Source organism: Verrucomicrobiaceae bacterium (assembly GCA_016713035.1).
In the GTDB taxonomy this organism is placed as follows: domain Bacteria; phylum Verrucomicrobiota; class Verrucomicrobiia; order Verrucomicrobiales; family Verrucomicrobiaceae; genus Prosthecobacter.
In genome coordinates, this window is record JADJPW010000001.1 from 888506 (window position 1) to 912278 (window position 23773).

21 protein-coding genes are annotated in these 23773 nt (G+C 58.4%); 8 read left to right on the forward strand and 13 right to left on the reverse strand.

The genetic code is table 11. The features are described 5' to 3' along the window. Positions 1-54 precede the first annotated feature (54 nt). From IPK32_03820 to IPK32_03875, 12 genes are read right to left on the reverse strand one after another with little or no spacing between them, the layout of a single operon-like run. A complete protein-coding gene (locus IPK32_03820; GenBank protein MBK8091132.1) occupies positions 55-1500 on the reverse strand; it encodes a hypothetical protein in 1446 nt (481 codons plus the stop codon). Between the two features lie 59 nt (positions 1501-1559). Continuing rightward, positions 1560-2687, reverse strand: a complete 1128-nt coding sequence (gene rffA, locus IPK32_03825; protein MBK8091133.1) for a dTDP-4-amino-4,6-dideoxygalactose transaminase — start codon at positions 2685-2687, stop codon at positions 1560-1562. 36 nt (positions 2688-2723) lie between these two features. Beyond that, a complete protein-coding gene (locus IPK32_03830; protein MBK8091134.1) occupies positions 2724-3731 on the reverse strand; it encodes a ketoacyl-ACP synthase III in 1008 nt (335 codons plus the stop codon). Next, positions 3728-4798, reverse strand: coding sequence for a ketoacyl-ACP synthase III (locus IPK32_03835; protein ID MBK8091135.1), 1071 nt, complete (start codon positions 4796-4798; stop codon positions 3728-3730). Before IPK32_03835 ends, IPK32_03830 begins: the two co-directional genes overlap by 4 nt. Before the next feature lie 5 nt (positions 4799-4803). After that, positions 4804-5022, reverse strand: coding sequence for an acyl carrier protein (locus IPK32_03840; protein ID MBK8091136.1), 219 nt, complete (start codon positions 5020-5022; stop codon positions 4804-4806). Positions 5023-5027: 5 nt separating this feature from the next. Beyond that, positions 5028-5750 (reverse strand): hypothetical protein, encoded by a 723-nt coding sequence (locus IPK32_03845; protein ID MBK8091137.1) that lies wholly within the window; start codon positions 5748-5750, stop codon positions 5028-5030. A gap of 4 nt (positions 5751-5754) precedes the next feature. Beyond that, positions 5755-6738, reverse strand: a complete 984-nt coding sequence (locus IPK32_03850) for a glycosyltransferase family 2 protein (GenBank protein MBK8091138.1) — start codon at positions 6736-6738, stop codon at positions 5755-5757. 14 nt (positions 6739-6752) lie between these two features. Beyond that, positions 6753-7868, reverse strand: a complete 1116-nt coding sequence (locus tag IPK32_03855) for an aromatic ring-hydroxylating dioxygenase subunit alpha (GenBank protein ID MBK8091139.1) — start codon at positions 7866-7868, stop codon at positions 6753-6755. A 7-nt stretch (positions 7869-7875) separates the two neighbouring features. Then, positions 7876-8259 carry an EamA family transporter gene (locus tag IPK32_03860; GenBank protein MBK8091140.1) on the reverse strand — a complete coding sequence of 128 codons (384 nt, stop codon included), beginning with the start codon at positions 8257-8259 and terminating at the stop codon, positions 7876-7878. Between the two features lie 6 nt (positions 8260-8265). Continuing rightward, positions 8266-9291, reverse strand: a complete 1026-nt coding sequence (rfbB, locus tag IPK32_03865; protein ID MBK8091141.1) for a dTDP-glucose 4,6-dehydratase — start codon at positions 9289-9291, stop codon at positions 8266-8268. A gap of 6 nt (positions 9292-9297) precedes the next feature. Then, on the reverse strand, positions 9298-10185 hold the full coding sequence (rfbA, locus tag IPK32_03870; protein MBK8091142.1) for a glucose-1-phosphate thymidylyltransferase RfbA: 888 nt from the start codon (positions 10183-10185) through the stop codon (positions 9298-9300). Positions 10186-10225: 40 nt separating this feature from the next. Further along, the gene (locus IPK32_03875; protein ID MBK8091143.1) at positions 10226-11965 is read right to left on the reverse strand and encodes a carbamoyltransferase; all 1740 of its coding nucleotides are present in this window, start codon (positions 11963-11965) and stop codon (positions 10226-10228) included. Positions 11966-12253: 288 nt separating this feature from the next. On the opposite strand from IPK32_03875, the gene IPK32_03880 reads away from it, so the two are divergent. Both IPK32_03880 and IPK32_03885 read left to right on the forward strand, forming a co-directional pair. Further along, on the forward strand, positions 12254-13447 hold the full coding sequence (locus IPK32_03880; GenBank protein MBK8091144.1) for an ABC transporter permease: 1194 nt from the start codon (positions 12254-12256) through the stop codon (positions 13445-13447). Between the two features lie 7 nt (positions 13448-13454). Next, the gene (locus tag IPK32_03885; GenBank protein ID MBK8091145.1) at positions 13455-14204 is read left to right on the forward strand and encodes an ABC transporter ATP-binding protein; all 750 of its coding nucleotides are present in this window, start codon (positions 13455-13457) and stop codon (positions 14202-14204) included. A gap of 19 nt (positions 14205-14223) precedes the next feature. Here the strand turns inward: IPK32_03885 and IPK32_03890 are convergent, their stop codons facing one another. After that, the gene (locus IPK32_03890; protein MBK8091146.1) at positions 14224-15987 is read right to left on the reverse strand and encodes an HDIG domain-containing protein; all 1764 of its coding nucleotides are present in this window, start codon (positions 15985-15987) and stop codon (positions 14224-14226) included. A gap of 181 nt (positions 15988-16168) precedes the next feature. Here IPK32_03890 and IPK32_03895 point away from each other — a divergent pair, with 181 nt between their 5' ends. The 6 genes from IPK32_03895 (at position 16169) to IPK32_03920 (ending at position 23730) form a co-directional block, all read left to right on the forward strand. Next, complete coding sequence (locus IPK32_03895; protein MBK8091147.1) at positions 16169-18970, forward strand: zinc-dependent metalloprotease; 2802 nt, start codon at positions 16169-16171, stop codon at positions 18968-18970. A gap of 20 nt (positions 18971-18990) precedes the next feature. Then, complete coding sequence (locus tag IPK32_03900) at positions 18991-20235, forward strand: hybrid sensor histidine kinase/response regulator (protein MBK8091148.1); 1245 nt, start codon at positions 18991-18993, stop codon at positions 20233-20235. A 238-nt stretch (positions 20236-20473) separates the two neighbouring features. Further along, a complete protein-coding gene (locus IPK32_03905; GenBank protein ID MBK8091149.1) occupies positions 20474-21808 on the forward strand; it encodes an IS4 family transposase in 1335 nt (444 codons plus the stop codon). 13 nt (positions 21809-21821) lie between these two features. After that, the gene (locus IPK32_03910) at positions 21822-22856 is read left to right on the forward strand and encodes an IS630 family transposase (GenBank protein MBK8091150.1); all 1035 of its coding nucleotides are present in this window, start codon (positions 21822-21824) and stop codon (positions 22854-22856) included. A gap of 167 nt (positions 22857-23023) precedes the next feature. Beyond that, positions 23024-23452, forward strand: a complete 429-nt coding sequence (locus tag IPK32_03915) for a hypothetical protein (protein MBK8091151.1) — start codon at positions 23024-23026, stop codon at positions 23450-23452. Further along, complete coding sequence (locus IPK32_03920; protein ID MBK8091152.1) at positions 23449-23730, forward strand: hypothetical protein; 282 nt, start codon at positions 23449-23451, stop codon at positions 23728-23730. The genes IPK32_03915 and IPK32_03920 overlap by 4 nt, the downstream gene beginning before the upstream one ends. Positions 23731-23773 lie beyond the last annotated feature (43 nt).

The window sequence follows — 23773 nt, forward strand, 5'->3', positions numbered from 1 at the left end:
CTTTTGTTCATTTTAGACTAGATGATATTTCCAAACACCTATGTTAGCCGTATATCAAAAAGGACGCACCCGCTCGTAAAGAGCTGCTGAATAACCAGGAGTAATTCGCCCCACCTGCAAAATGAAGTGCGGCACATGGGTAACGAAGTTGTGTTCAATCAGACGATAGCCCTCCAATTCAGGAGGAACTAGACGGCCTGTATTCACCTGCTGAACAAACAGAAAATCCTCGCTACGCGGTGCCTCTGGCTGAAACAATGCCGCATTGGCGTCATGCTCTGCGCATGGAAATAAGGCACCAGTAAAGCCGATCTTTGCTTCAGGAGCCTTTTCTCTTACCGAAGCCATCCAGCCTCGCGTCGTATGCAACGGAACCCCGTGAGAAAGATATGAGGTAAAGCGAACCAGATCGGTTGCTATCATTGCCCCGTTTGCCACTCCCGTAAGGATGATGGCTATTGCAGCCAACCAAGCTAAACGTTTGTCGTTTGCAGGCTTTAGTGCCGAAGAAGCGAAGGGCATCAGCATGACCATCATAACCGGCAGTAAAGGCAGGAAAACATAGCTTCGAAACGGTGCCCTTACGCCTAGCCTCCAGCATAGCAGCAAGAATAGAATGCCCGCCAGACTCGAGAGAAATGCATCAACGCCAGCCCTCACATTTCGCTGGGCTCGATCCGCCAACAGTACACCACAAGCAACAAGAGGCAATAACAGTAGCGGATACTCAACCTTCCTCACAAACCATGCGGCAAAGTAAGTCAACTCACTGATGGTCAAGTTGAACCTTCCCACCTGATAGAAACCCTGTATAAAACCCACCCACTCCCCAGGATACAAGGTGACAAATACAATTGACGCTGCACACGCTATTGTTACGGAAAAAGCAGTTACCCGAAGCCACTTCAACGAGCAAGCCTCCTTACCTGAGGCCAATAAAAAGCTGATCATTGCAGCTAGAAGCACTCCAGGAACAGGATTGAACCAGAATACTAAGGCACAGCCAACCCCTAGGAAAAAAAGTGTCCAATATGTGATCCGGCAGCCCAACGCTAACCACAGAAACAAACATATTGGAGCGCAGGTCACGCTCTCGGGTCGGCTTGGATCGTAGCAGGACCAGTTGAAGAACGATGCCACTAGAATCTGCATCAAACAATTGCACCAGGCAGGAACATCTTTTGGTAGCACGCGATTTACTGCGAGCAGCAGAAAGGCCGTCGAAACCACATGCATGAGTGCAAGAACCAAGTGCAGACGATGGTAGTCCCCGCCAGATAGCATAGCCAGCAGCATAGGCGTGAGAAACCCATGAGAATAAGTGTTCTCAGCATGAGCGTAACCAGTCTGCCATTCTAAAAACGGTGCGAAAACCAGATTATTGAACCGGCCGGTCTCAGCGTATGACTTGACATGCGGCCAAAAACCAGCCGCATCTCCATCCCAAATCGGATAGTCAGCCAAAGCACGCACGATCTGATAGCCGCAGATCAACGCCATCAGAACAAAGAAAACGATGTATTTAGAGGTACTCGGCGATCTTTGGACAAACAAACCGCTCATATAATTACCCCTTTCATGGCGGCGATAACCTCGCCTTGCTGCGCATCGGTTATGGAATTAAAGAACGGCAGACGCAGCAGGCGGTCGCTGAGGTCTTCGGTGACGGGGCAGTCCCCTGCTCTGCCGCCGAAGCGGGAGCCGAACTCGGAGATGTGCAGCGGCAGGTAGTGGAAAACGGCGATGATGTTTCTGGCCTTGAGATGAGCGATTAGGGCCATGCGGGCCTCCAGACTTGGCAACAACAGGTAGTACATGTGCCAGGCCTGCTCGCACTCGGCAGGCACCACGGGCTGGCGGATGCCGTTGCCAGCGCACCAATCGGCCAGTTCTATCTGATAACGCTCCCAGATCTGTTGGCGGCGCTTTTGAATTTGCGGCCAGACTTCGAGCTGAGCATAGAGGAATGCGGCTAGCACGTCGCTCATCACGTAGCTACTGCCGACATCGACCCAGGAGTATTTGTCCACCTGGCCACGGAAGAAGCGGGCGCGGTTGGTGCCTTTCTCGCGGATGATTTCGGCGCGTTCGGCGAATTTGGCGTCGTTGATGAGAAGTGCGCCACCTTCGCCACAGGTGATGTTTTTGGTCTCGTGGAAGCTTTGGGTCGCCATGCAGCCAAAGGTGCCAAGCCAGCGGCCTTTGTATTTACCGAAGAGACCGTGTGCATTGTCTTCAACGACGGGAATACCGTGTTGGTTTGCAATCCTCATGATTTCATCCATCTCGCAGCCTACACCTGCGTAATGCACGGGAACGATGGCTTTTGTGCGTGGCGTGATGAGTGCCTCAAGCTTGGACTCATCCATGTTCAATGTATCAGGCCGGACATCGCAGAAGACGATTTTCGCTCCACGCATCACAAAGGCGTTCGGCGTCGAGACAAAGGTGAACGAAGGCACAATGACTTCGTCGCCTTCCTTGATCTCTAGAAGGATGGCGGCCATTTCCAGCGCATGAGTGCAGGAAGTAGTCACAAGCGCTTTTTTCACACCTAGTTCAGCTTCGAGCAGTGCGTGGCACTTCTTGGAAAAGGTCTGATCTCCTGCGATCTGGCCGATGGTGATGGTCTGGAAGATGTATTCCAGCTCACGACCACGCAGCGATGAGCGATTAAAGGGAATCATAGGTGTGAATGGATAAGGCAGCGTGTTGTCCAACCCTCATGCCTGCCAGCGCAGAAGTGTGGCGGCCCATGAGTAGCCGACACCGAAGCCCACCAACATGATTTTCATTCCTGCATGCAGCTTGCCTTCTTTTTGGGCCTCGCGAAGAGCGATGGGGATGGTGGCAGAGACGGTATTGCCTGTGGTCCGCATGCTGACGACGAATTTTTCCTTGGGGATGCCTATTTTGCGGCGCAAAAATTCCAACATGTATTGGTTGGCTTGGTGGAAAACGAAAAGGTCGATGTCATCGTGCTTCATCTCCACTTTCGCGAGTAGGGTGTCGATCGACTTGGGCACCATATCCTGCGTGAAGGCGAAAATCTCGGGCCCATTCATGAAAAGGCAGCTTTCGCTCTTTGGATTGCCGTGTTCATCCCAGGAGACTTCGTCACTGGACTGTGGTTTACGTGCAGCACCGGCTTCGACGATGAGATGATGTGCCCCTGCCCCATCGGTGCCAAAGACAAAAGGACCGACACTTTCCTGCTCACCCGCTTCTAACAGTGTGGCAGCAGCGGCATCGCCGAAAAGGGTGCGGACGGACTTGTCCTGAACATGCATGAATTTGCTATAGGTGTCTGCGGTGATGAGGAGCACTCGCTTCGCCTGTCCCGTCTCGATCAGGCCCTTGGCGAGGCTCAGGCCATAAACATAGCCGGAGCAGCCGAGATTGAAGTCGAGCGCTCCAGCCGTCGTCGGAAGGCCCAGGCGATGCTGCATGACGCAGGCGCTCGTCGGCAGGCAATAATCCGGGCTTTGCGTGCAAAAGAGCAAAAAGTCGATGTCCGCTGGCGTGCAGGCTCCGCTAGCAAAAAGCTTCTGCGCGGCCTTCACGCCGAGATCGGCGGCGGTTTCACCTTCAGCAGCGATGTGGCGCTCGGTGATCCCGATTTTTGCCTCAATGCGCTCTGGCGTCCATTCGGGAAACTCGCGGGAGAGCTCCTCATTACCGAGCACGCGCTCCGGCAGATGGTATTCGATGGCTTTGATGAAGACGTTCATCGTTTTTCGTCCACGAGTATCAGCTCTGGGCAGATCAAGGGGCCAGTGGTGAGAGAGCAGCCTGCCCAAGAGTAGCCGACGCCGAATCCGGCCATCACGAGGCGCAGTGAGCCTGCAGCGAGGGCATCTCTACGGGTGACGGTGAGTGTGAGTGGGATAGAGGCACAGCTAGTGTTGCCATACTCACCGAGGGAGAGTGGGGTTTTATCCAACGGCACGTTCATCTTGGTGCCGAGGTGCTGGAGCATGAATTTATTTGCCTGATGAAAGAGGAAAGCGTCCACGTCTGCGGCTGTCCATCCGCTTGACTCCATCAGTCCGGCGATGAGCGGCGGCACCTCAGCCAGGGTGAAGGCAAAAATTTCTGCTCCATCCATATAGAGGTCCTGCTGACCACGTTCATTATTCCCTTCCACTTTATGACGCTGGGCAGTTTCCACACTGGCGGGAATGCGGCAGCCACCTGCGGGCACGATGAGGTTTTTCCAGCCTGCACCGTCTGTACCGAGCGAGAATGTCATCGAAGAGGCATTCCCATCCTGTATGAGTGCGGTAGCACTGCCCGCATCACCGAAGAGTAACGAAGTGGAACGATCCTGTGGCGAGGTGAGCCGACCAATCGTGTCACCGACGAGCAAGAGGCCGCGTTTCAGACCTGATGCGGCGATGAGGCTGCTCGCCGTCCAAAGGCCGTACACATAACCTGAGCAGCCCATGCCAATGTCAAAGCAGGCACAGTCCTTCGAGAGGACCAAACGATGCTGGAGCACACAGCTCGTGGCTGGAAGCACATGATCGCCTGTTTGTGAGACAAAAAGGAGAAAGTCCACGCTGTCTCGTTCCCAGCCGAGTTCGTTTATCAGTCGATCTGCGGCTTCATAGCACAAATCAGAGGCACAGAGCGTGCCTGTGGAGACATGGCGCTGTTTGACCCCCGTGCTACGGGTGATCTTGGCGAGATCTTCGGCCCCAAAGGCAGCGACAGCCGCTGCACTATCCCACTTTGCTGCGGGAACGGCACTGGCGACGCCAGCGAGGCTGACTCCGTTGATTTTGAGCAATGGCATGAGGATCAGGCTACGAGCGCGGCGAGGTCATCGACGGTTTTGCAGTCTTTGAGCGCAGCGGGAGAGACTTTTTTGCCATACTTGGCATCAGCCAATGCGATGAAACTAACCACCGCGAGTGAATCCCACTCCAGGATGTCGGAGAGAGCCTGACCAGCGCTAATGCTTCCTACTGGCGAGTCGATGGCAGATTCGAGGTGCGTGATGAATTCGGCGATGTTCATGGTTTTCAGTAGAGTTTGCGGAGGATGGCGTGAGTGGAACGGACTTTGAGGCGCATGTTGCCGATGAGGTGCTGCACGATGACGCGGTGTTCAGCGGAGAAGCTGGTGGTGACTCGTTTCACGCCGAGGCTGCCGAGGTAGTTGAAATAAAAGCTGTCAGCGATGAGACCGATGCCGCTGCCTTTGTGATCCACCCGCACGGCACTGAGCAGACCGATGGCGTGATCTGGAGCGGCAAATTTATGCGTCTTGAAGGTGAGTGTGCGGCCATCCGCCGGATCGACCATGCGGCAGACTTCTTCATCGGCAGCGAGGAAGGATTTTTTGACGTACTCTTGATAACGACGGCCACCGAGCACTGCGCCGATGCCGGGGTCTTTGCTGTAGCGGTCGAGATCGAAGCTGGTTCCGGCGATTTCGAGTACTTCGGCCAAAACGGCTTCGCTAGTAACTTTTTCAAATCGGTAAGGCTGGCCTTCGGTGTTGCGCTGTTGGACAGGAATGTCGCCAGTGAGCTGGATTTCGACCAAACGGAAGCCTGCAGCCTCCAGGGCATGAATCGCGGTCAAATCACCCACGGGCACTTTGGCTGAAACATAGCGCGGTGAGTGCTGTGCACGATATTCTCCCTCAAAAGCGGCGAAGTCGGCCTGCGCGTCGAATTCACTAATGCCGAGCACCGCGCCGCCAAAGGCAAGGGAGTCGATTTCATTAAGGTGAACCTGCATAGACTTACTCTTTGACCAGACGCTGAGTGGCCGCGCCTGTGGTGGCGGGCACAGGAATGGGTGGGGCGAGGTTCAACGCGGTTTCGACGATGTAGAGTGGCCGCCCTTTGACCTCGTCGAAGATTTTTCCGAGATAGAGGCCGATCACACCGAGATTCGCGAGCACAAGGCCAAAGAAGAAGCTGACAGCGACCATCGTGCTCGTCCAGCCTTGCAGGGCGGTGCCAAAGTAGAAGTAGCGGAAGATCAGCAAGGCTGCGTAAAACCCGGAAGCGAGAGCGAGGGAGAAGCCAATCTTGATGGAGAGGCGCAGCGGCTTGCTAGATTGCGCAACGATGCACTGAATGGCGAAGTCGAGGAGCTTCAGAAAACTATAAGAGCTTTTTCCAGCGAAGCGGGCTGCATGCTCGACATCCACAGTGGTGGTCTTGAAGCCGACGGCGTCGCGGAAGATGGGGAAGGAGCGGTTTCGCTCACGAAAGCGGCGCACGCTGTCGATGACGCGGCGGGAGGAGATGGAGAAATTCGAGATGGAGTTGTCCACCTTGATGTCGCCGAGGTAGTTGTAGATCTGAATGAACAGCCAGGAGACGAAGCGACGGTAAAAGGAGTCGATACGCAGGTGGCGGCGAGCGAGGACGACATCGTAGCCTTCCTGAGCCTTGGTGAAGAGTTTGCCGATCTCTTCGGGCTTATCTTGAAGGTCGCAGTCCATGACGACGATCCATTCGCCGTCTGCGGCATCGAGTCCGGCCGCGATGGCGTAGTGCTGGCCGAAGTTGCGGCTCATTTTGATGGCTTTGAGCTTGCGATCACCTGCGGCGAGCTGCTGCATGCGCTCCCAAGAGCCGTCTTTGCCGCAGTCTTCGACCCACACGAGTTCGTAATCCGGCGTGATGGCCGAAACGGCGTCGGTGAGCCGACGATGAAGCTCGACGATACACTCGAGTGCTTTATAGACCGGGATGACGATGGAGATTTGAGGCATCGGAAGCGCTGGGATCAGCGATTGCGCCACTTTTCGGGCAAGCGATCGAGAATGTACTGCTGGAAGGCGAAAACGCGCTCTTCACGGCAGCTCATGACGCCTTTGTTTCGGCTATTTTCCAAGCCATGATGGATCATGGGCCAGATGTCCATGTCCTCGATGAGGATCTTGGCAAACTGCTTGATGAGGGGCTGAATGATGACACGCAGAGCGATCTGCATGGGCCAGCCGCCTTTTACTTCGCGGGGCATGAAGCCCACGATTTCATAGCGTGTCACGCCTGCGGCCACGGGCTGCACAAAGGCCCAAGTGGAAAAAATCTCATTATAATAGAGCAGGTTATTCGGGAAGATGTGCGTGTGCTTGAAGCGCTCGTAGTTCGGGCTCGGGAGGAGGAACTTGGAGAGGAATTTAAAGCCGCGATCGACGATGCCAGTTTTCCAGGGCTCCAAGTCGCCGTACCGAGTGTAAGCGGGGTTGAGGCGATGATCATGCAGCTCGGCCGCCTTGTAGTCCGTGAAAGTCGTCGGGTGCGCCATGGGGACATGGTAGCTCTCCACCGCGTTTTCTTCGATGATTTTCCAGTTCGTCTTATGCTCAGTGGTCCAATGCCAGATGAGCTTATGCTTGCCAAAGTATTGATCCAGCTCGGCGGCGAGGTCTGGCATGTCTTGCTGGATGGTGCTGTCTCCAGGAGCGAGATTGGCAAAAATCAGTGAACCGATGCGTGAGAGCCGCACAGGTGTGAGGCAGTAGTCGGTGGCTTTGATGCCACGAAAGCTAGAACCGTCTGGCAGGTGGCTGATTTGACCCTTTTCGCCGAATTCCCAGCCGTGATACATGCACTTGAGCTTCTCCGTGCAGCCCGTGCCCTCTTTGACGATCATGGAGTGGCGGTGCGGGCAGACATTCCGGAAGCCTTTGATCTCCCCGCCGAAATTCCTCACCACAACGGGCACGCCAGCGATGTCGCGAGCGATGTAGCTGCCCTCTTTACCGAGCTGGTCGCTGACGCCGATGTATTGCCAGCTTTTGCGAAAGAGGTGCTCCACTTCATCCTGCCAAAACTCCGTACTGGAGTAGTCCTCCGGGCGGAGCAGGTGCTCTAGTTTGCCACTATGAATGAACATGACTCTTTTAACTAGGACGCGATGAGATGTACAACCCCAGGCAGACGATTCCGACGCCGATCCACTGCTTCATGGCGACGTTTTCACTGAACAGAGTCGGTGTGAGTGCCAGCACAAGAACGATGGCCAGCGACATAAAGGGATACGCGAAACTGATGTCTGCCCTCGATAGCGCCGCCATCCAACTCCCAACGGCTAGGAAGGCGCAGACGAGGCTGAAGAAGTTCCCCGGATGAAACAGCGCCTTCAGCAAAAACATGGGGACCTCAGCGGATACCGAAGGAACCTTTCCTACTTTGAGCATGCCCCACTTCATGAGTAGCTGCCCCGTGACGGTGAAGCCGATGCACATGAAAATGTACGGCAAGCTGGCGAGTTGGGACGGAGTCATGATGAATTAGCCTTTGACTGCTTTGACCCAGCTTTGGTTTTCCAGATACCACTTCACGGTTTCGCGGATGCCGGTTTCAAAGGTGTGCGCGGGCCGCCAGCCGAGTTCGTGGTCGATTTTGCTGGCGTCGATGGCGTAGCGGCGATCATGGCCAGGGCGGTCGGTGACGAAGGTGATCAATGAGCGCGAATTGCCGCCGAGCTCGGGTTTGAACTCATCGATGAGGTCGCACATGAGCTGCACGAGGTGCAGGTTGGCTTTCTCATTGTGCCCGCCGATGTTGTAGGTCTCGCCGAGGGCTCCTTTCGTCAAAACGGTCCACAGAGCCTCGGCGTGATCGCCGACGTAGAGCCAGTCGCGCACGTTCATGCCGTCGCCATACACGGGGATGGCTTTGCGAGCCTGGATGCTCTGGATGACGACGGGGATGAGCTTTTCGGGGAACTGATACGGGCCGTAGTTGTTCGAGCAGTTGGTGATGACCGTCGGCAGGCCGTAGGTGTGGTGGTAGGCACGGACGAGGAGATCGCTGGAGGCTTTGGAGGCGCTGTAAGGCGAGTTTGGCGCGTAGGGCGTGGTTTCGGTGAAGAAACCGGTGTCGCCGAGAGTGCCATAGACTTCGTCGGTGCTGACGTGGTGAAAGCGGTTCGCGGTTCCCGGTTCGCGGTTCTCCGTTGTCAGCCAATGGGAGCGACATGCTTCCAGGAGGTTGAAGGTGCCGTTGATGTTGGTGGTGATGAAGTCGCCGGGGCCGGTGATGCTGCGATCAACGTGGCTTTCAGCGGCGAGGTGCATGACGTGCGTGATGTCATGCTCGCGGACAACGCGGAGGACTTCGTCTTTGTCGCGCAGATCGACTTTTTCGAAGGCGTAGCGCGGATGGACGTCGTGGATGCCGTCCAGGTTTTCCAAATGACCGGCGTAGGTGAGGCAATCGAGGTTGATCAGCTTGTTCACCTCCGGCTTGTCGATGACGAGCCGGATGAGGTTGGAGCCGATGAAGCCTGCGCCGCCGGTGATGAGGAGATTCATAATAGATTATGCTCCGACGAGGCCATGCTTGCGGACATCGGCGGCGACTTCGGTGAGGTAGTCGCGGTATTCGCACTTGGGCATGGTGGTGAGAAGGTGCTCGAATTCGTCGATGCTGAGGAAGCCGCGATGGAGGGAGGCTTCCTCCGGGCAGCCGAGTTTGACGCCTTGACGTTTTTCGATGGTCTGGACGTAGGCGGAGGCTTCGTGGAGGCTGGTGCTGGTGCCGGCGTCGAGCCAAGCGGTGCCGCGGCTAAGACGTGAGACTTTGAGCGTGCCGCGACGGAGGTATTCTTTGTTCACGTCGGTGATTTCGAGCTCGCCGCGCGGAGAGGGCTTAGTGTTGCGGGCGATTTCGATGACGTCGTTGTCATACAAATAGACGCCGGGGACGGCGTAGTTGCTGCGCGGGTGTGCGGGTTTTTCTTCGAGGGAGATGGCGCGGCCATCAGGGCCGAATTCGACGACGCCGTAACGCTCGGGGTCATTGACGTGGTAGGCGAAGACGGTGGCACCGCTTTCAAACTCGCCAAAGGCACGCGGGAAGGCATCGCCGCCGAAGAAGAGGTTGTCCCCAAGCATGAGAGTGACGGGGTCTTTGCCGATGAAGCTCTCGGCGATCAAAAAGGCCTGCGCGATGCCGTCGGGCTTCGGTTGCTCGCGGTATTCGATGCTGAGGCCCCAGGCTTTGCCATCGCCGAGCAGTTGCTTGAAGCGTGGCAGGTCGTGCGGGGTGGAGATGAGGCAGAACTCGCGCACGCCGGATGCGATGAGCACCGTGAGCGGGTAATAGACCATCGGCTTGTCATAAACCGGCTGGAGTTGCTTGGAAGCGACCTGCGTGAGCGGGTAAAGACGGGAGCCAGCGCCGCCAGCGAGAATGATGCCCTTCATGAGAATGACGAATGAGTAAATCGGAATGACGAAACCCGCGTCAGCGGGTGACGATCCAGTCATTGAGCACCAAGACGTCCATTTTGGTGCGGAGGAAGCAGTCGAGGGCTTCCTGGGGTTTGCAGACGACGGGTTCGTTTTCGTTGAAGCTGGTGTTCAGGACGATGGGGACGCCGGTGATCTGGCGATAGCTGTCGATGAGGCGGTGGTAGCGCGGATTGGTCTCCTTGTGAACGGTCTGGAGGCGGCCGGAGCCATCGACGTGGGTGGTGGCGGGGACTTGAGCGCGTTTTTCAGGGCGGACTTGGAAGACCTCCATCATGAAGGGCACGTCGTCGTCTTGCTCGAACCATTCGGTGACGTATTCACGCATGATGGACGGGGCAAAGGGGCGGAAGGACTCGCGGCGCTTGATCTTGAGGTTGAGCATGTCCTTCATGTCGGCACGGCGGGGATCGCCGAGGATGCTGCGGTTGCCGAGGGCTCGTGGGCCCCATTCCATGCGACCTTGGAACCAACCGATGACTTTGCCTTCGGTGATGGCAGTGGCGGTGGTTTTGCAAAGCTCGCCTTCGTCGTCGTAGCGGCGCACGGTGCAGTTTTCGGCCTGGATGTCGGCGGTGCGAGTTTCGAGCAGCGTTTTGATCTCGTCGTCGGTGGAGCGTGGACCGACGTAGGCGTGGTCCATGACGTATTTCGTCGGGTTTTGCTGCCTGCTGACCACGAATGCGGCTCCGATGGCTCCACCGGCGTCTCCTGCGGAGGCGGGGAGGTACATGCGCTTGAAGGGGCTGTTGAGGTACACCTTGCCGTTGGCGACGGAGTTCATGGCGCAGCCACCGGCGAAGGCGAGGTCGTCGCACTTGTACTTCGCGTGGAGGCTTTGCAGCATGGCGAAGAAGGCCTCTTCATACATGGCCTGAGCACTGCGGGCGAGATCTCGGTGTTTTTGCTCCAAGGGGGCTCCTTTTTCGCGTTGGGGGCCGAAGAGGGCCTCCATGGGCTCTTTTTTGTAAAGGGTGCCGACTTCGGGAATGCAGTTGTCCCAGGTGTAATGCACGTCCTCATCGTGGTGACGGTAGTACTTCAAGTTGAGCTTGAAGGTGCCGTCCGGCTGGATGTGGACGAGTTCGCGCATCTCTTTGAGGTATTTGGGCTCGCCGTAGGGGGCGAGGCCCATGACCTTGTATTCATCGCCGAAATACGGGAAGCCGATGAACTGGGTGATGACGCTGTAAAAGATGCCCAGCGAGTGCGGGAAATAGACGCGACCGTCGATGCGGATGTCATTCCCCTGCCCCATGCCCCAGGTGGAGCTGGCGAAGTCGCCAAAGCCGTCGATGGAAAGGCAGACAGCCTGATCAAAGTCGGAAACGAGGAAGGCGGAGGCCAAATGAGCCAAATGGTGCTCTACGCGATGGACCTGGGCTTTGAGCGTTTCACCGGGGAATGCCGCTTGGACGTTGTCTTCGAAGGAGGCGGCGCGTTTGATGTTGGCGAGGCGTTTCCAGATCAAACTGATGCTGGGACGCTTTTGCAGGACATAGAGGGCACGGCGGAGGTTGTTGACCTTCGGATTGCGGTTGATGGCGATGTGATCGACGTCGCCCAGCTTGAGTCCGGCATCGGCCAGGCACCATTTCATGGCCTCGGTGGGCAGACCGGACCAGTGCTTGATGCGGCGGAAGCGCTCCTCTTCTGCGGCAGCGATGAGTTTGCCATCTTTGACGAGGGCGGCGGATGAGTCGCCGTGAAAGGCATTGAGACCGAGTACGATCATGCGATTAAAAATCCTGGTACGCTGCCGCCCTTGGTCGATTCAGGCAGAAGAATGACCAATGGGCTCAAAATGGCCGAGATTGGGGACGGCATTTTCGGGAAAAGAGCGCGGACTCTAACACGCTGAATTCCTTCGCAAAGAGCAAAATGCAGCAGTCATGGAGATAGTAAGCTCCGATAGGAAAATGGGTCAAAAATTTGACATTTGAGGGTTTGTAGTCGCTAAGGGGCCGAAACCGCGCTTTTTGCGGGGTCTCCTGCTGCCACTCCCGCTTTTCGATTCTCAAAAATGCTCCGACTCGCTCTCAAAATGCTCTTTGGCGATACAGCGAAGTATCTCATGCTCGTCGCGGGGCTGACGGTGGCGACTTTTTTGATGGCGCAGCAGACGGCGGTGTTCTGTGGGCTGATGAACTGGACCCGCAGCACGATCCGCAATGTGCCTGCACCCATCTGGGTGGTGGAGGAACGGGTCGAGCAGGTGAATGAGACCAATCCGCTGCTCGACACCGATGTCGCCCGTGTGCGTAGCGTGAGCAGCGTGGCCTGGGCCTCTCCGATTTATAGCGGTATCCAGCGTGTGAAGCTGCAAAATGGCAGCTTTAAAATCATCCAACTCATCGGCATCGACTCGAATACCCTGGCCGGAGCCCCGGCGAAGTTGCTGGCGGGGAATCTCATGCAGCTACGGCAGCCGCACTCTGTCATTATTGACGACATGGCGGCCTTTAAGCGGCTAAAGACAGATCCCAAGACGCCCGTGAAAATCGGCGATGTTTTCGAGATCAACGACCAAGAAGCCCGTGTCGTAGGCATCGCCGATGCGGCAAACTCCTTCACCGGTGGCCCCTATGTCTGGACCACCTATGAGCGGGCTCTGCAATACGTCCCCCCGCAGCGAAAAATGCTCCAGGCTGTGATCTGTGCTCCGCGTGAAGGCATCAGCCTCCAGAAAGCCGTGGAGGACATCCGCCGGGAGACGGGGCTAAAGGCCTTCATCAATGAAGAAGCCAGCTACGCCGACTTCCGCGAGTATGTGCAGCAGGGGAAAACACAGAACTTCAATGTCTCTACCGTCTATTGGTACATCAAGAATACGGGCATCCCGATTTCCTTCGGCATCACGGTCATCGTGGGGCTACTGGTCGGGATGGCGGTGAGTTGCCAGACCTTTTACTCCTTTGTGCTGGAGAACATGCGGCACCTCGGGGCACTGAAGGCCATGGGCACATCAACAGGCACTCTTTGCCTGATGCTCATCACGCAGGCCTTCACCGTTGGACTTGTCGGATACGGCATCGGGCTGCTGCTGACGTCTGGTTTCGCGATGGGGGCACTCAAAAACGAGGAGCCACCTTTTTACCTGCCGGAATTCGTTCCATTCGTGGTGTTGGCGGTCATTTTGGGCATCTGCATGCTCGCTGCTCTCATGGGTATCTGGCGTGTGAGCCGGTTAGAGCCCGCGATGGTTTTCCGCAGTTGATTATTCTATGAGCCAAGCCGCCGTCACTCTCGCTGCCAAGGTACAGGGGATCTCGAAGAGCTTCGGGGATGGTGAATCACGCCTGCGGGTGCTCAAAGGCATCGACCTCGAGGTGCGAGGCGGAGACATCACCATGCTGGTCGGCCCCTCTGGCTGCGGCAAGACGACGCTCATCAGCATCATCGCGGGGACGCTCGCTGCGGATGAAGGCAGCCTACAGGTCCTAGGGGAGGATTTGCGGAAAATGAGCAGCGCACAAATCACCCGCTTCCGTGCACGGAATATCGGTTTCATCTTCCAGGCGTTTAATCTGATCCCCACGCTCACCTGTGCGGAGAACATCAGTGTGCCGCTGCTCATCCAGGGGCAATCCGCCTGGAAAGCGGAGAAAAAAGCCCGCGAGGTGCTCGATCAGGTCGGTCTAGCGGATCGTGCGAGCCACCGCCCGGCGCAGCTCTCTGGTGGTCAGCAGCAGCGCATCGCCATCGCCCGTGCACTGGTGCATGAGCCCCGCCTCATCATCTGCGATGAGCCCACGGCGGCCCTCGATGCGAAGAATGGCCACATCGTGATGGAGCTCTTTGAGAAGGTGGCCCGTGCTCAGGACCGCGCGGTGCTCATCGTCACCCATGACAATCGCATCTTTCACCACGCGGACCGCATCGCGGCGATGGATGATGGCCGCATCGTCGAAGTCCACGACATCGACGCCGATCATCCGCCGCCAGACCACCTCAGCATCCACGAGCGGCTCTAAATCGACGCCGCATCGCGGATCACGCGGCAGCCTGGGGTGATTTACGCCGAGAGGTACGTTTTTTGATGGAGGCCTGGGCATCAGGGCCGGCGAAGGAGGCCTCGACGATCTGCATGGAGGTCGTGGTGGTGGGCGGCTCATCAGGCACGGCGGCGATGCTGACGGAGTGCTGCCCAGAAGAGGTGGTCTGCGGCGCTGTACCGACGATGCCGCGGGGCTCATCACGGGTGATCTGCGTCGTGGGTGTCTCAGTGACCTTCTGGTACTTGATGCGGCCATGCATCATGCTGAGGAGGGATTTGCAGAAGCTGGCTTTGACCTTGGCGAGCTCGGCGATGGTGAGATCACACTCATCGAGCTGGCCATCGAGCATGCGGGCGTGGACGATCTCATCGACCATGGTTTCAATACGAGAGGCATTGGGCTTGTCCAGGGTGCGGGAGGCACTCTCCACGGCATCGGCGAGCGAGATGATGGCCGATTCTTTGAACTGCGGCTTCGGTCCGGGATAGCGGAAGACCTCCTCGCTGACCTGCGGCACATCGTCTTCTTTGGCCTTTTGCTGCTCGACGAGGCGGAGGATTTCCGCCTTTTGATCGAGTGCTTGGCGGTAGAAATACCACGCTAGGGAGGTGCCGTGATGCTGCTCGATGACGTCGATGACGCGGCTGTTGAGGTTGTGCTTGATGGCGAGATCGACGCCGTCTTTCACATGGGCGATGATGACCAGGGCACTCATGCGTGCGGTGAGGTCTTCATGCGGATTGGCAGCGGGGTCCATGTTCTCGACAAAGTACTCCGGCTTACTGAGCTTGCCGATGTCATGGAAATAGGCGCAGACGCGGCACATGGTGGCGCTGGCACTGATTTTCTCCGCAGCAGCCTCTGCGAGATTGGCGACGACGAGGCTGTGATGGTAGGTCCCAGGGGCCTCGATGGAGAGGCGGCGCATGAGCGGGTGATTCAGATCGGCCAGCTCCAGCCAGGAGACCTCCGTGGTGACGCCAAAGAGCTGCTCCAGCGTCGGCATCAGGCCACCGACGACCATGCCCGTGAGCACCCCGATGACGAAGGGCGTGCCGAGCATGCGCCCCAGGCCTACGGACTCCATGGAGCTACTCGCGTAGTGCAGCAGCAGGGAAAAAACCGCCGCGACGAGCCCGGCCAGCACCCCAGCGGTGAAGAGGCGATTGCGCTTCCGCACCCGGTGGGTGAAGACGATGACCAGAAAGCCCAGCAGCGAGGAGGTAGCCAGATAGGTGAGCGGATTGACCAGTCCACCAAAGATGAGCGTGCCAAACAGGGTGGCATAAATGGCCCCCATCAGGCCGATACGCCGACCGAGCATGACCGAGAGCACCAGCGGGGCGAAATAATGCGGCATGGTCATCACCCGCAGCGGTGCGGGCATGTCCCTTGTATAATAGAGGACCACCGCACCGAGCCCGAGATGCAGCAAAAGGGTGCAGAGCGTCAGGAGGAGGACGGAATTCTCCTCCAGCTCACTGCGCAGCGCCACACGCTGGTGGACGACCAAGGCAGTGCCCAGGGCGGCGACACTGAGCCAATCGAGCAGATCTGGCGATGGCACGCCTTCACCGAGCTGCGGCGTGAGGTGCATCAGAAAGAGCAACCCGACAAAAAAGAACGCAAACACGCCCACCGCTGCCCCTGGATGCGTGCGGAGCTCATCCAGCAGATCCCCCTCCTGGTGCTTGCGCCGGGTCTTTCCACAGGAAAGCCCCTCACGCTGCAATTTGGCCCGGCGGATGGATTCAAACATGGTTTTGGGAGGAGGAGGGGGCGCAAAGGCTAAGCGCATTCGTGCTTTTGGACAAGGACAGCTTTGCTTTGGAGGCCTGCAAAGGGGCTCCTGAATGTTAATAATTATGGTTTTTTAAATGAAAAAGATGCACAAACGCGTTCCTGCTCTTAGATTTTCCGTCTCCAACCCACCCCGTGCCATGCTCCTCCGCCCTATCTTCGCCTGCATCACCCTCTCCCTGAGCCTTCAGGGAGCCCCCGAGGTCAAGCCGCAGCCAAAACCGGCTCCCACCCCCGCGAAGCCCGAACCCGCCAAGCCGACTCCGAAGCCCCTTCCCGCCCCAGAGCCGAAACCGGAGCCCAAACCCGACCCAAAGCCCGATCCAAAGCCCGAACCCAAACCGGAACCGAAACCCGAGCCCAAGCCCGAGCCCAAGCCCGAACCGAAGCCGGAGCCCAAACAGGAGTCCAAACCGGCGACACAGCCCCAAGCAGCCGCCCCTGCCCCAGCGAGCACCGCCGCCGCCGCCAGTGGTGATAACAAACCGAAGCGCAAAAGCATCAGCGATTTCACAAAGGGTTTCTCCCGTGTGGATGGCCTTTTCCGCTGCTACATGGATACGGAGCGCGGCAGCGCCTGGATGGTCGTGACGAAGGAGCAACTGGGGCGCGAATTCATCTACTTCACGCACAGTGCAGACGGCCCCGTCGAGGCAGGCCACTTCCGGGGGCGCTACGGGGATAATTACGTCTTTGTCATGCGCCGTGCCTTTGATCGCATCGAGTTCATCCAGCAAAACACCGCCCTCTATTTTGATCCACAAAACGCCGTTTCCCGTGCCAAGCGGGCGAATATCAGCAACGCCATCCTCGCCAATGAAATGATCGCCGCAGAGGACTCGGACGCCTATCTGGTCTCCGCCAGCAGCCTCTTCCTGCGTGAGAGCCTTTCGGCCATCAAAGGCAGCAGCTCCGGCGGCGACCGGGCCGTGCTAGGCCGCTTGAATGAGACCAAATCGAAGATCCTCCGCATCCAGGGCTTCCCGAAAAACACCGCCGTGCTGGCGGAGTACGTCTTTGAAAACCCCACGCCTGCCTGGGAGGCCGATGCCGATGTGACCAATCCGCGCTACGTCTCCGTCCAGGTGCAGCACACCCTGCTCGCCATGCCCGAGGATGATGGATTCAAGCCCCGCTTTGATGATCCGCGCATCGGCTTCTTCATGACACAGGTCACCGACATGACCAGCACCGATGTGGCCCCCTGGCGTGACATCATCCACCGCTGGCGCCTGGTGAAGCAGAAGCCCGGCACCGCGCTGAGTGAGCCCGTCACGCCCATCACCTTCTGGATCGAGAACACCACCCCCATCGAGTTCCGCGACACCATCCGCGCCGCCGTGCTGAAGTGGAATGAAGCCTTCGAAACCGCCGGATTCAAAGACGCCATCGTCGTCAAACAAATGCCCGATGATGCCAAGTGGTCCGCAGACGACATCGAGCACAATGTGCTGCGCTGGACCAGCAGCGTAAAGCCCCCCTTCGGCGGCTATGGCCCCAGCTTCACCAATCCCCGCACCGGCGAGATCCTCGGCGCCGATGTGATGCTCGAATACAGCTTCATCTCCAAACGCATCCTCAGTAAGAAGCTCTTCGACGACGTCGGCATGGGCAGCAGCACCACCCAGCAGGATGAGGCCCCATCCGCCCTCACCGCCGCCATGCGTGCGGATCCACATACATGCCAGGCCTGCGGCTGTGCACGGCAGGGCCTACTCCTCGGCAGCACCATGCTCCGCATGCAGAAAAGTGACCGCCTGGAGATGAATCGCCTGCTCAAAGAAGGCCTCTACTACCTCGCCCTCCATGAAGTCGGCCACACACTCGGCCTGAACCACAACTTCCGCGCCAGCCAGCTCCACAGCCCCACCGACATCCATAACCTCCAGCTCACCGAGAAAGTCGGCCTCACAGGCTCCGTCATGGATTACCCGCCGGTCAATTTCGCCCCGAAAGGCATCAAGCAGGGCAACTACTACACCACCAAGCCCGGCCCCTACGACCACTGGGCCATCCAGTACGGCTACAGCGAGTCCTTGGAAGACCCCATCGAAGAACAAAAGCGCCTCGAAGCCATCGCCGCTCAGTCGCACAAACACGAGCTCGGCTTCGCCAACGACGCCGATGACATGCGCATGCCGGGCAAAGCCATCGACCCCCGCGCCATGCTCTATGACATGAGCAACGACGTCATCACCTGGGGCGAGCAGCGCTGCGACCTCGTCCGCGGCGAGATCCAAAACATCCTCAAAGACACGGCCACCCCCGGCAAAAGCTGGCAGGAAGTCGGCGCCGCCTACTCCATCATGCTCAAGGAGCTCGACAGCACCCTCGCCGCCATGTCTCGCTACGTCGGCGGCGTCTATGTCGAGCGTGCCCTCCAGGGCCAGGCCGCAGGCACCACCCCCTACACCCCCGTCGAGGCAGAGCGCCAGCGCCGCGCCCTCGCCGCCCTCGCGAAGCACGCCTTCGCCCCAGAGGCCCTCACCGCACCCGCCGCACTCTACGCCCACCTCCAGCAGCAGCGCCGTGGTTTCGGGCACATGGAGGATGGCGAGGACCCAAAGGCCCTCAGCCTCATCTTCCGCACCCAGCGCAGCCTCCTCGATCACCTCCTCCACCCCAATACCCTCCAGCGCATCCAGGACAGCTCCCTCTACGGCAATCAAGTCAGCCTCGACGAAGTCCTCACCACCCTCACCAAGGCCATCTTCACCGGCGATGATCCCGCGAAGCCCATCAGCCTCGCACGCCAAAACATCCAGCTCGATTACCTCAACCGCCTCCTCACCATCGCCCACAGCGGCATCTACTTCCACGCCACCCAGAGCAGCGCCCTCCTCCAAATCGAGACCATCCGGGGCATGAACTTCCCCTCCACACCCGCCCATCAGCTCGCCATCAAATACCGCATCCGCCGTGCGCTCGATGAGACGAAGTAAGCGTGCCCCCCTGCCCCGCCATGCTCTCCCCCTATCACATTCTCTATGTCGATGACGAGGAAAAGGCCCTGCACTACTTCCGGGAGATCTTCTGCGACGAATACACCATCCACATCGCCAACAACGCCCTCGATGGATACAAAATCCTCGAGGCCTACGGCCCCCAGATCGGTCTCCTCATCACCGACCAGCGCATGCCCGGCGCCAGCGGCGTCGAGCTCCTCGAACAGGCCCGCAAGCTCAGCCCCAATGCCGTCCGCATCCTCGTCACCGCCTACACCGACTACCAGGCCGCCGTCGATGCCGTCAATGACGGCCGCGTCTTCCGCTACCTGCACAAGCCCTGGGACCCAGAGGAGCTCAGCCTCGTCCTCCGCCACGCCCTCGACTACTACACCGTGCTCGTCGAGCGTGAGCGCCTCCTCACCGAAAAAGCCGACACCGTCCGCCACATGCTCGCCGCAGACCGCGTCAGCGGCCTAGGCATCCTCGCCGAAGGGCTCAATCACCACCTCCGCAACGCCCTCACCGTCGTCCGCGCCTTCATCGACCTCGCCCCCATGAAGCTCATGGAGGAAAACGGCGGCGCCGCCCCCAAGGACAGCTCCTTCTGGCTCGACATCCAAAGCCAAGCCGCCTCCCAGATCGAGCGCATCCAGACCCTCCTCTCCCGCGTCGCAGATGCCTCCCAGTCCCGCAAACTCGTCCGCGCCGATGAAATCACCCTCCACGGCGTCATCGACGAGATGCTCAACGTCTTCGGCCCCCAGCTCCAGCAAAAGCACCTCCACGTCGATATCGAGATCGACCCGAACTTCCCGCCCCTCATCGTCCACGGCGGACGCTTCCGCCAGATGTGGCGCCTCCTCTTCATGGAGGAGCTCACCCACCTCACCGAAGGCGACAGCATCCAGATCAGCGCCACCACCGAGCGGGACAACGCAGGCCGCGCCCACGCCGTCATCTACCTCCGCGACACCGGAGCCATGAGCACCCACGACCGCGCCGCGAACCTCTTTGACCCCTTCTACACCCGCAGTCGCCGTCCCGACGACTTCGGCGTCAACATGATGGCCGTCTATGTCACCATGCACCTCCACGGCGGCGGCGCAGAAGCCTCCACCCTCCAGCCCCGAGGCCTCGAAATCCGCCTCCGCATGCCCCTCGACCCCACCGCCACCGCCGCCGAAGAAGACGAATTCTTCCGCAAAGCCCTCCGCCACGAAAAGCGCTGGAAAGAACGCGAAGAAGTCACCTTCGAGTAAGCACCTCTAGAGCATTTTAAATAATAATGTAGAATAGTGTCAGAGTGGTGCTATTGGAAAGCATGGCCACTCTCTCCCTAGACCCAATGCCGCTAAGCAAAAAAGCGAAGAGGAGCGTAAAGAGTGCTGTACAACTGAGTAGCTGAGTCAACTAGCGGTAGATGGTAAAGCCATCCAGCCCACCGCGATACGAACATCATCTCTCTGCACGCATCCGCAAAAACTCGGCGTCGAGCAGTTGCCCGAGGAACTGCGGGCAGAGCCAACGCACCAAGGGCCGCGACGCAAACTTCTCGGTTGGCAACTCATCGCCGGCATGGTCGCCCAAAGTCTGCACGCTTGCGGCAGCCTACAGCAGATCATCGGTCGTTATTTTGCTGTGCGCATCAGCTCCGCGGCGCTAAGCCAGCGTCGTTTGAAGATATCCACCCAAGCTTTCGATGCCTGCATGCGCCACTCCCTGGTGCCGCTAGCCTGTGAGCAGCGGCATCCAGCGTGTTTTTTCGCCGGGCTGCGCTTGGTCGGCATCGACGGTGGGCAGTGGAACCTGCTTAACACCGTGCAGATCAACGCCCAAGTGCCCAAAAGCCGCAGTCGTCGTGCGCAGGCAGCCTTTGCCAAGCTCTCCATGAGCACGCTGGTCGAGTCCGGCACCCATGCACCGCTGGCCGTATCGATGTCACTGGGTGCGCTCAATGAGAAATCGCTGGCCGATCCGTTGCTCGCCGCGCTACCAGCTCGCAGCCTGCTCATCGCCGACCGCTATTACGGGCAGGCTCCGATGCTCAAAGAACTGCAAAAACATTCGCAGCGCACGCAGAGTCACTTTTTGGTCCGCGTGCGGCAAAAGCTCTCCGTGCGAGTGCAAAGCGTGCATGCCGATGGCAGTGCGGAGGTGGTGGTGAGTCTGCGCGAGCGTGAGAGCCCATGCGCAGACTCGTCAACAACAGCTCCGTCCAAAGCTGACGAGAAGCAGACACCCGAGGCGAACAAAGCGCGGGGCCGCCCGCGCAAACATCCGCCGATGCGCCAGAGCGAGTTGCCAGTGCGCGAGATCGTGGGGCGAGTGCGCAACGCCGCTGGAGAGTGGGTGAAGGTGCGGCTGTGGACGAGCCTGAGCGTGCAGCAGGGCAGTGCGCGTGAGTTGTTGGCGTTGTATGCGAAGCGCTGGGAACAGGAAGTCTTTTACAAAGAACTCAAGCTCGTGCTTCACGGAGGGCATTTGCTCAGCGCACAACGCACCGAGACAGCACAGCAAGAACTCGCCGCGCTCCTCATCGCCAGCTCACTGGTGGCGGAGGAGCGACTAGCCTGCGCACAGAGCAGTGAGGATGAAGAAGTCCGGCAGGCAGGAGTGCTGCGCATCAGCATGAGCCACTGTTTGGAGCACACCGTAGCGCTGCTACTGGTGCTGGAGGCAGCGCAGGGCCTCATGGACGAGGCGGCACAAGGAGTGCTGGTGCGCCGAGTGCGAGAGCAAATCGCCCAAGCCGCGTTGCCAGCGCGACGAAGACGTAGACCGGTTCTCAAAAAGAATGTCATATTGAGGCTGTACTTTTTAGAATTGCGGTAATTAATAGGCGGCGGTGGCCCGCCCGTGCATCACACTCAATCTCGAAAACGCGACCTTGGAAGAGGTCGGCGTGGCGATGGATTGCTCACCCACGAAGAAGGGCTTTCGTCGGCTTCAAGCGCTGCGCTGGCTTTATGAAGGCAAGAGCCGCGAGCAAGTCGCTGACCTCTCAGGCTTCAGCCTGCGGCAGGTTTTGCGCTTCATCCAAGCCTTCAATCTCGCCGGCCTTGATGGTCTCATTCCTGGACGCAGCAGCGGGCGTCGCCGCATCCTGCCCAAGGAACAGGTGAGCGATAAAATCCTACCTCTCATCGAAGATCCCTCACTGGCCGGACAAAGCCACTGGACCGCGGTGAAATTGCACGGCTGGATCAAGCAGAACCTGCAAACCCAGCTCGGCTACAGCACCACCGTGCGCTATCTCCACGAGCACGACTACCGCATCAAGGTTCCGCGCCCTTGGCCGCTCAATCAGGATGAGGACAAGCGCCAAGCCTTCTGCGAAAAGCTCCAGAACTGGGTGGCCGATCCGAACGTCGACCTGTGGTTCAGCGACGAAAGCGGCTTTGAAGGCGATCCGCGCCCGCGCCGCACCTGGACCAAGATCGGCAAGGTGCGCCACTCCCCGTATCTCGGTGAGCACATCCGCTACAATGTGTTTGGTGCCGTGCGGCCCAAAGATGGAAGGCTCGGCGCACTGCTCTTCAACCTATGCGACAGCGTCACTTTTCAGGTGTTCCTCGACACTCTGGCCGAAGAGAATCCGCGCGTAGAAGGACGCCGCGCTATCCTGGTGCTCGACAACGCCTCATGGCACAAGACCAAGAGCCTCAACTGGCATCACTTCGAGCCGGAGTATCTGCCGCCACGCTCGCCAGACCTCAACGCTATTGAGCGGTTGTGGCTGCGCATGAAAGCCGACTGGTTCAACGGCTGGATCGCCAAGACTTCCGAGCAACTTCAGGACCGTATCATCGAGTCCCTACGCTCTTTGTTCGACCAGCCCTCCATCCTTCAGTCCCAGTGCCGCCCAAAGACGCGTTTATGACATTCTTTTTGAGAACCGGTCTAGTTGCCAGCGCAAGGTGCGACAGCCCGTGAGCAAATGGCCACGCCTGCTCTCGACCTCTTCTCTCCAAGCCAGCGACGATCTCATCATCGACCCTTTTGCTTAGCGGCATTGGGTCTAAGTATGGTTTCTGGCCTCAATTCGATATGAACGTCGTTTCGAGCCGCATCGACGAATATCTCGTCATGCGCCCAGCGACACCTCGACAATATTTCCGTAGGCTTGAACTGCTCAATGCACTCTATCTGGACCTGAATTGTCTTCAGGGCTTTTCCATTCTCGACCGTCACTTCTCCATCATCACTTCCCAACCGTGGTATCCCGCTCGGAATGCTACTTGGGCGGAGATCAAACAATGGATGGCGCAGCGTGGGTTCATTCCCGTGCGTAGCGACATCTATGAAGATCCCACTCGCTGGTATCACCCCGAGCAGAATTTAGCGCTCTTTGATGTCGGTGAGAGCAACATGATCTCCAGCGACGGCGAACTCGTCCCCATCGACATCATTCCCATGCAGCCAGAAGGGCCGCTGCTGGACTTTTTGACGGACTTCGCCGAAAAACACGCCGCATGACCTCCGCAGAACTTATCGCCCTCACTGATCCCAGTGCACTCTCGCCAGAGACGCAGACTCTCTGGCAGATCAAAAACGGTGATTGGGACTCCGCGCACAACATTGCCCAGGAAATCCACACCAAGCTCGGCTCCTGGCTGCATGCACTACTCCACGTCATCGAGGGCGACCAGTGGAATGCCGACTACTGGTTCGCCAAAGCTGGGAAGCCATCTCGCGGGCCGAAGGATGTGAATGCACTCTGGGAGGAGATCGCCGCCGTCGTGCTCGCAGACTGACTTCATCCGCATTCGCCCTTGCTGGCTGGATAATTCGCGGCAT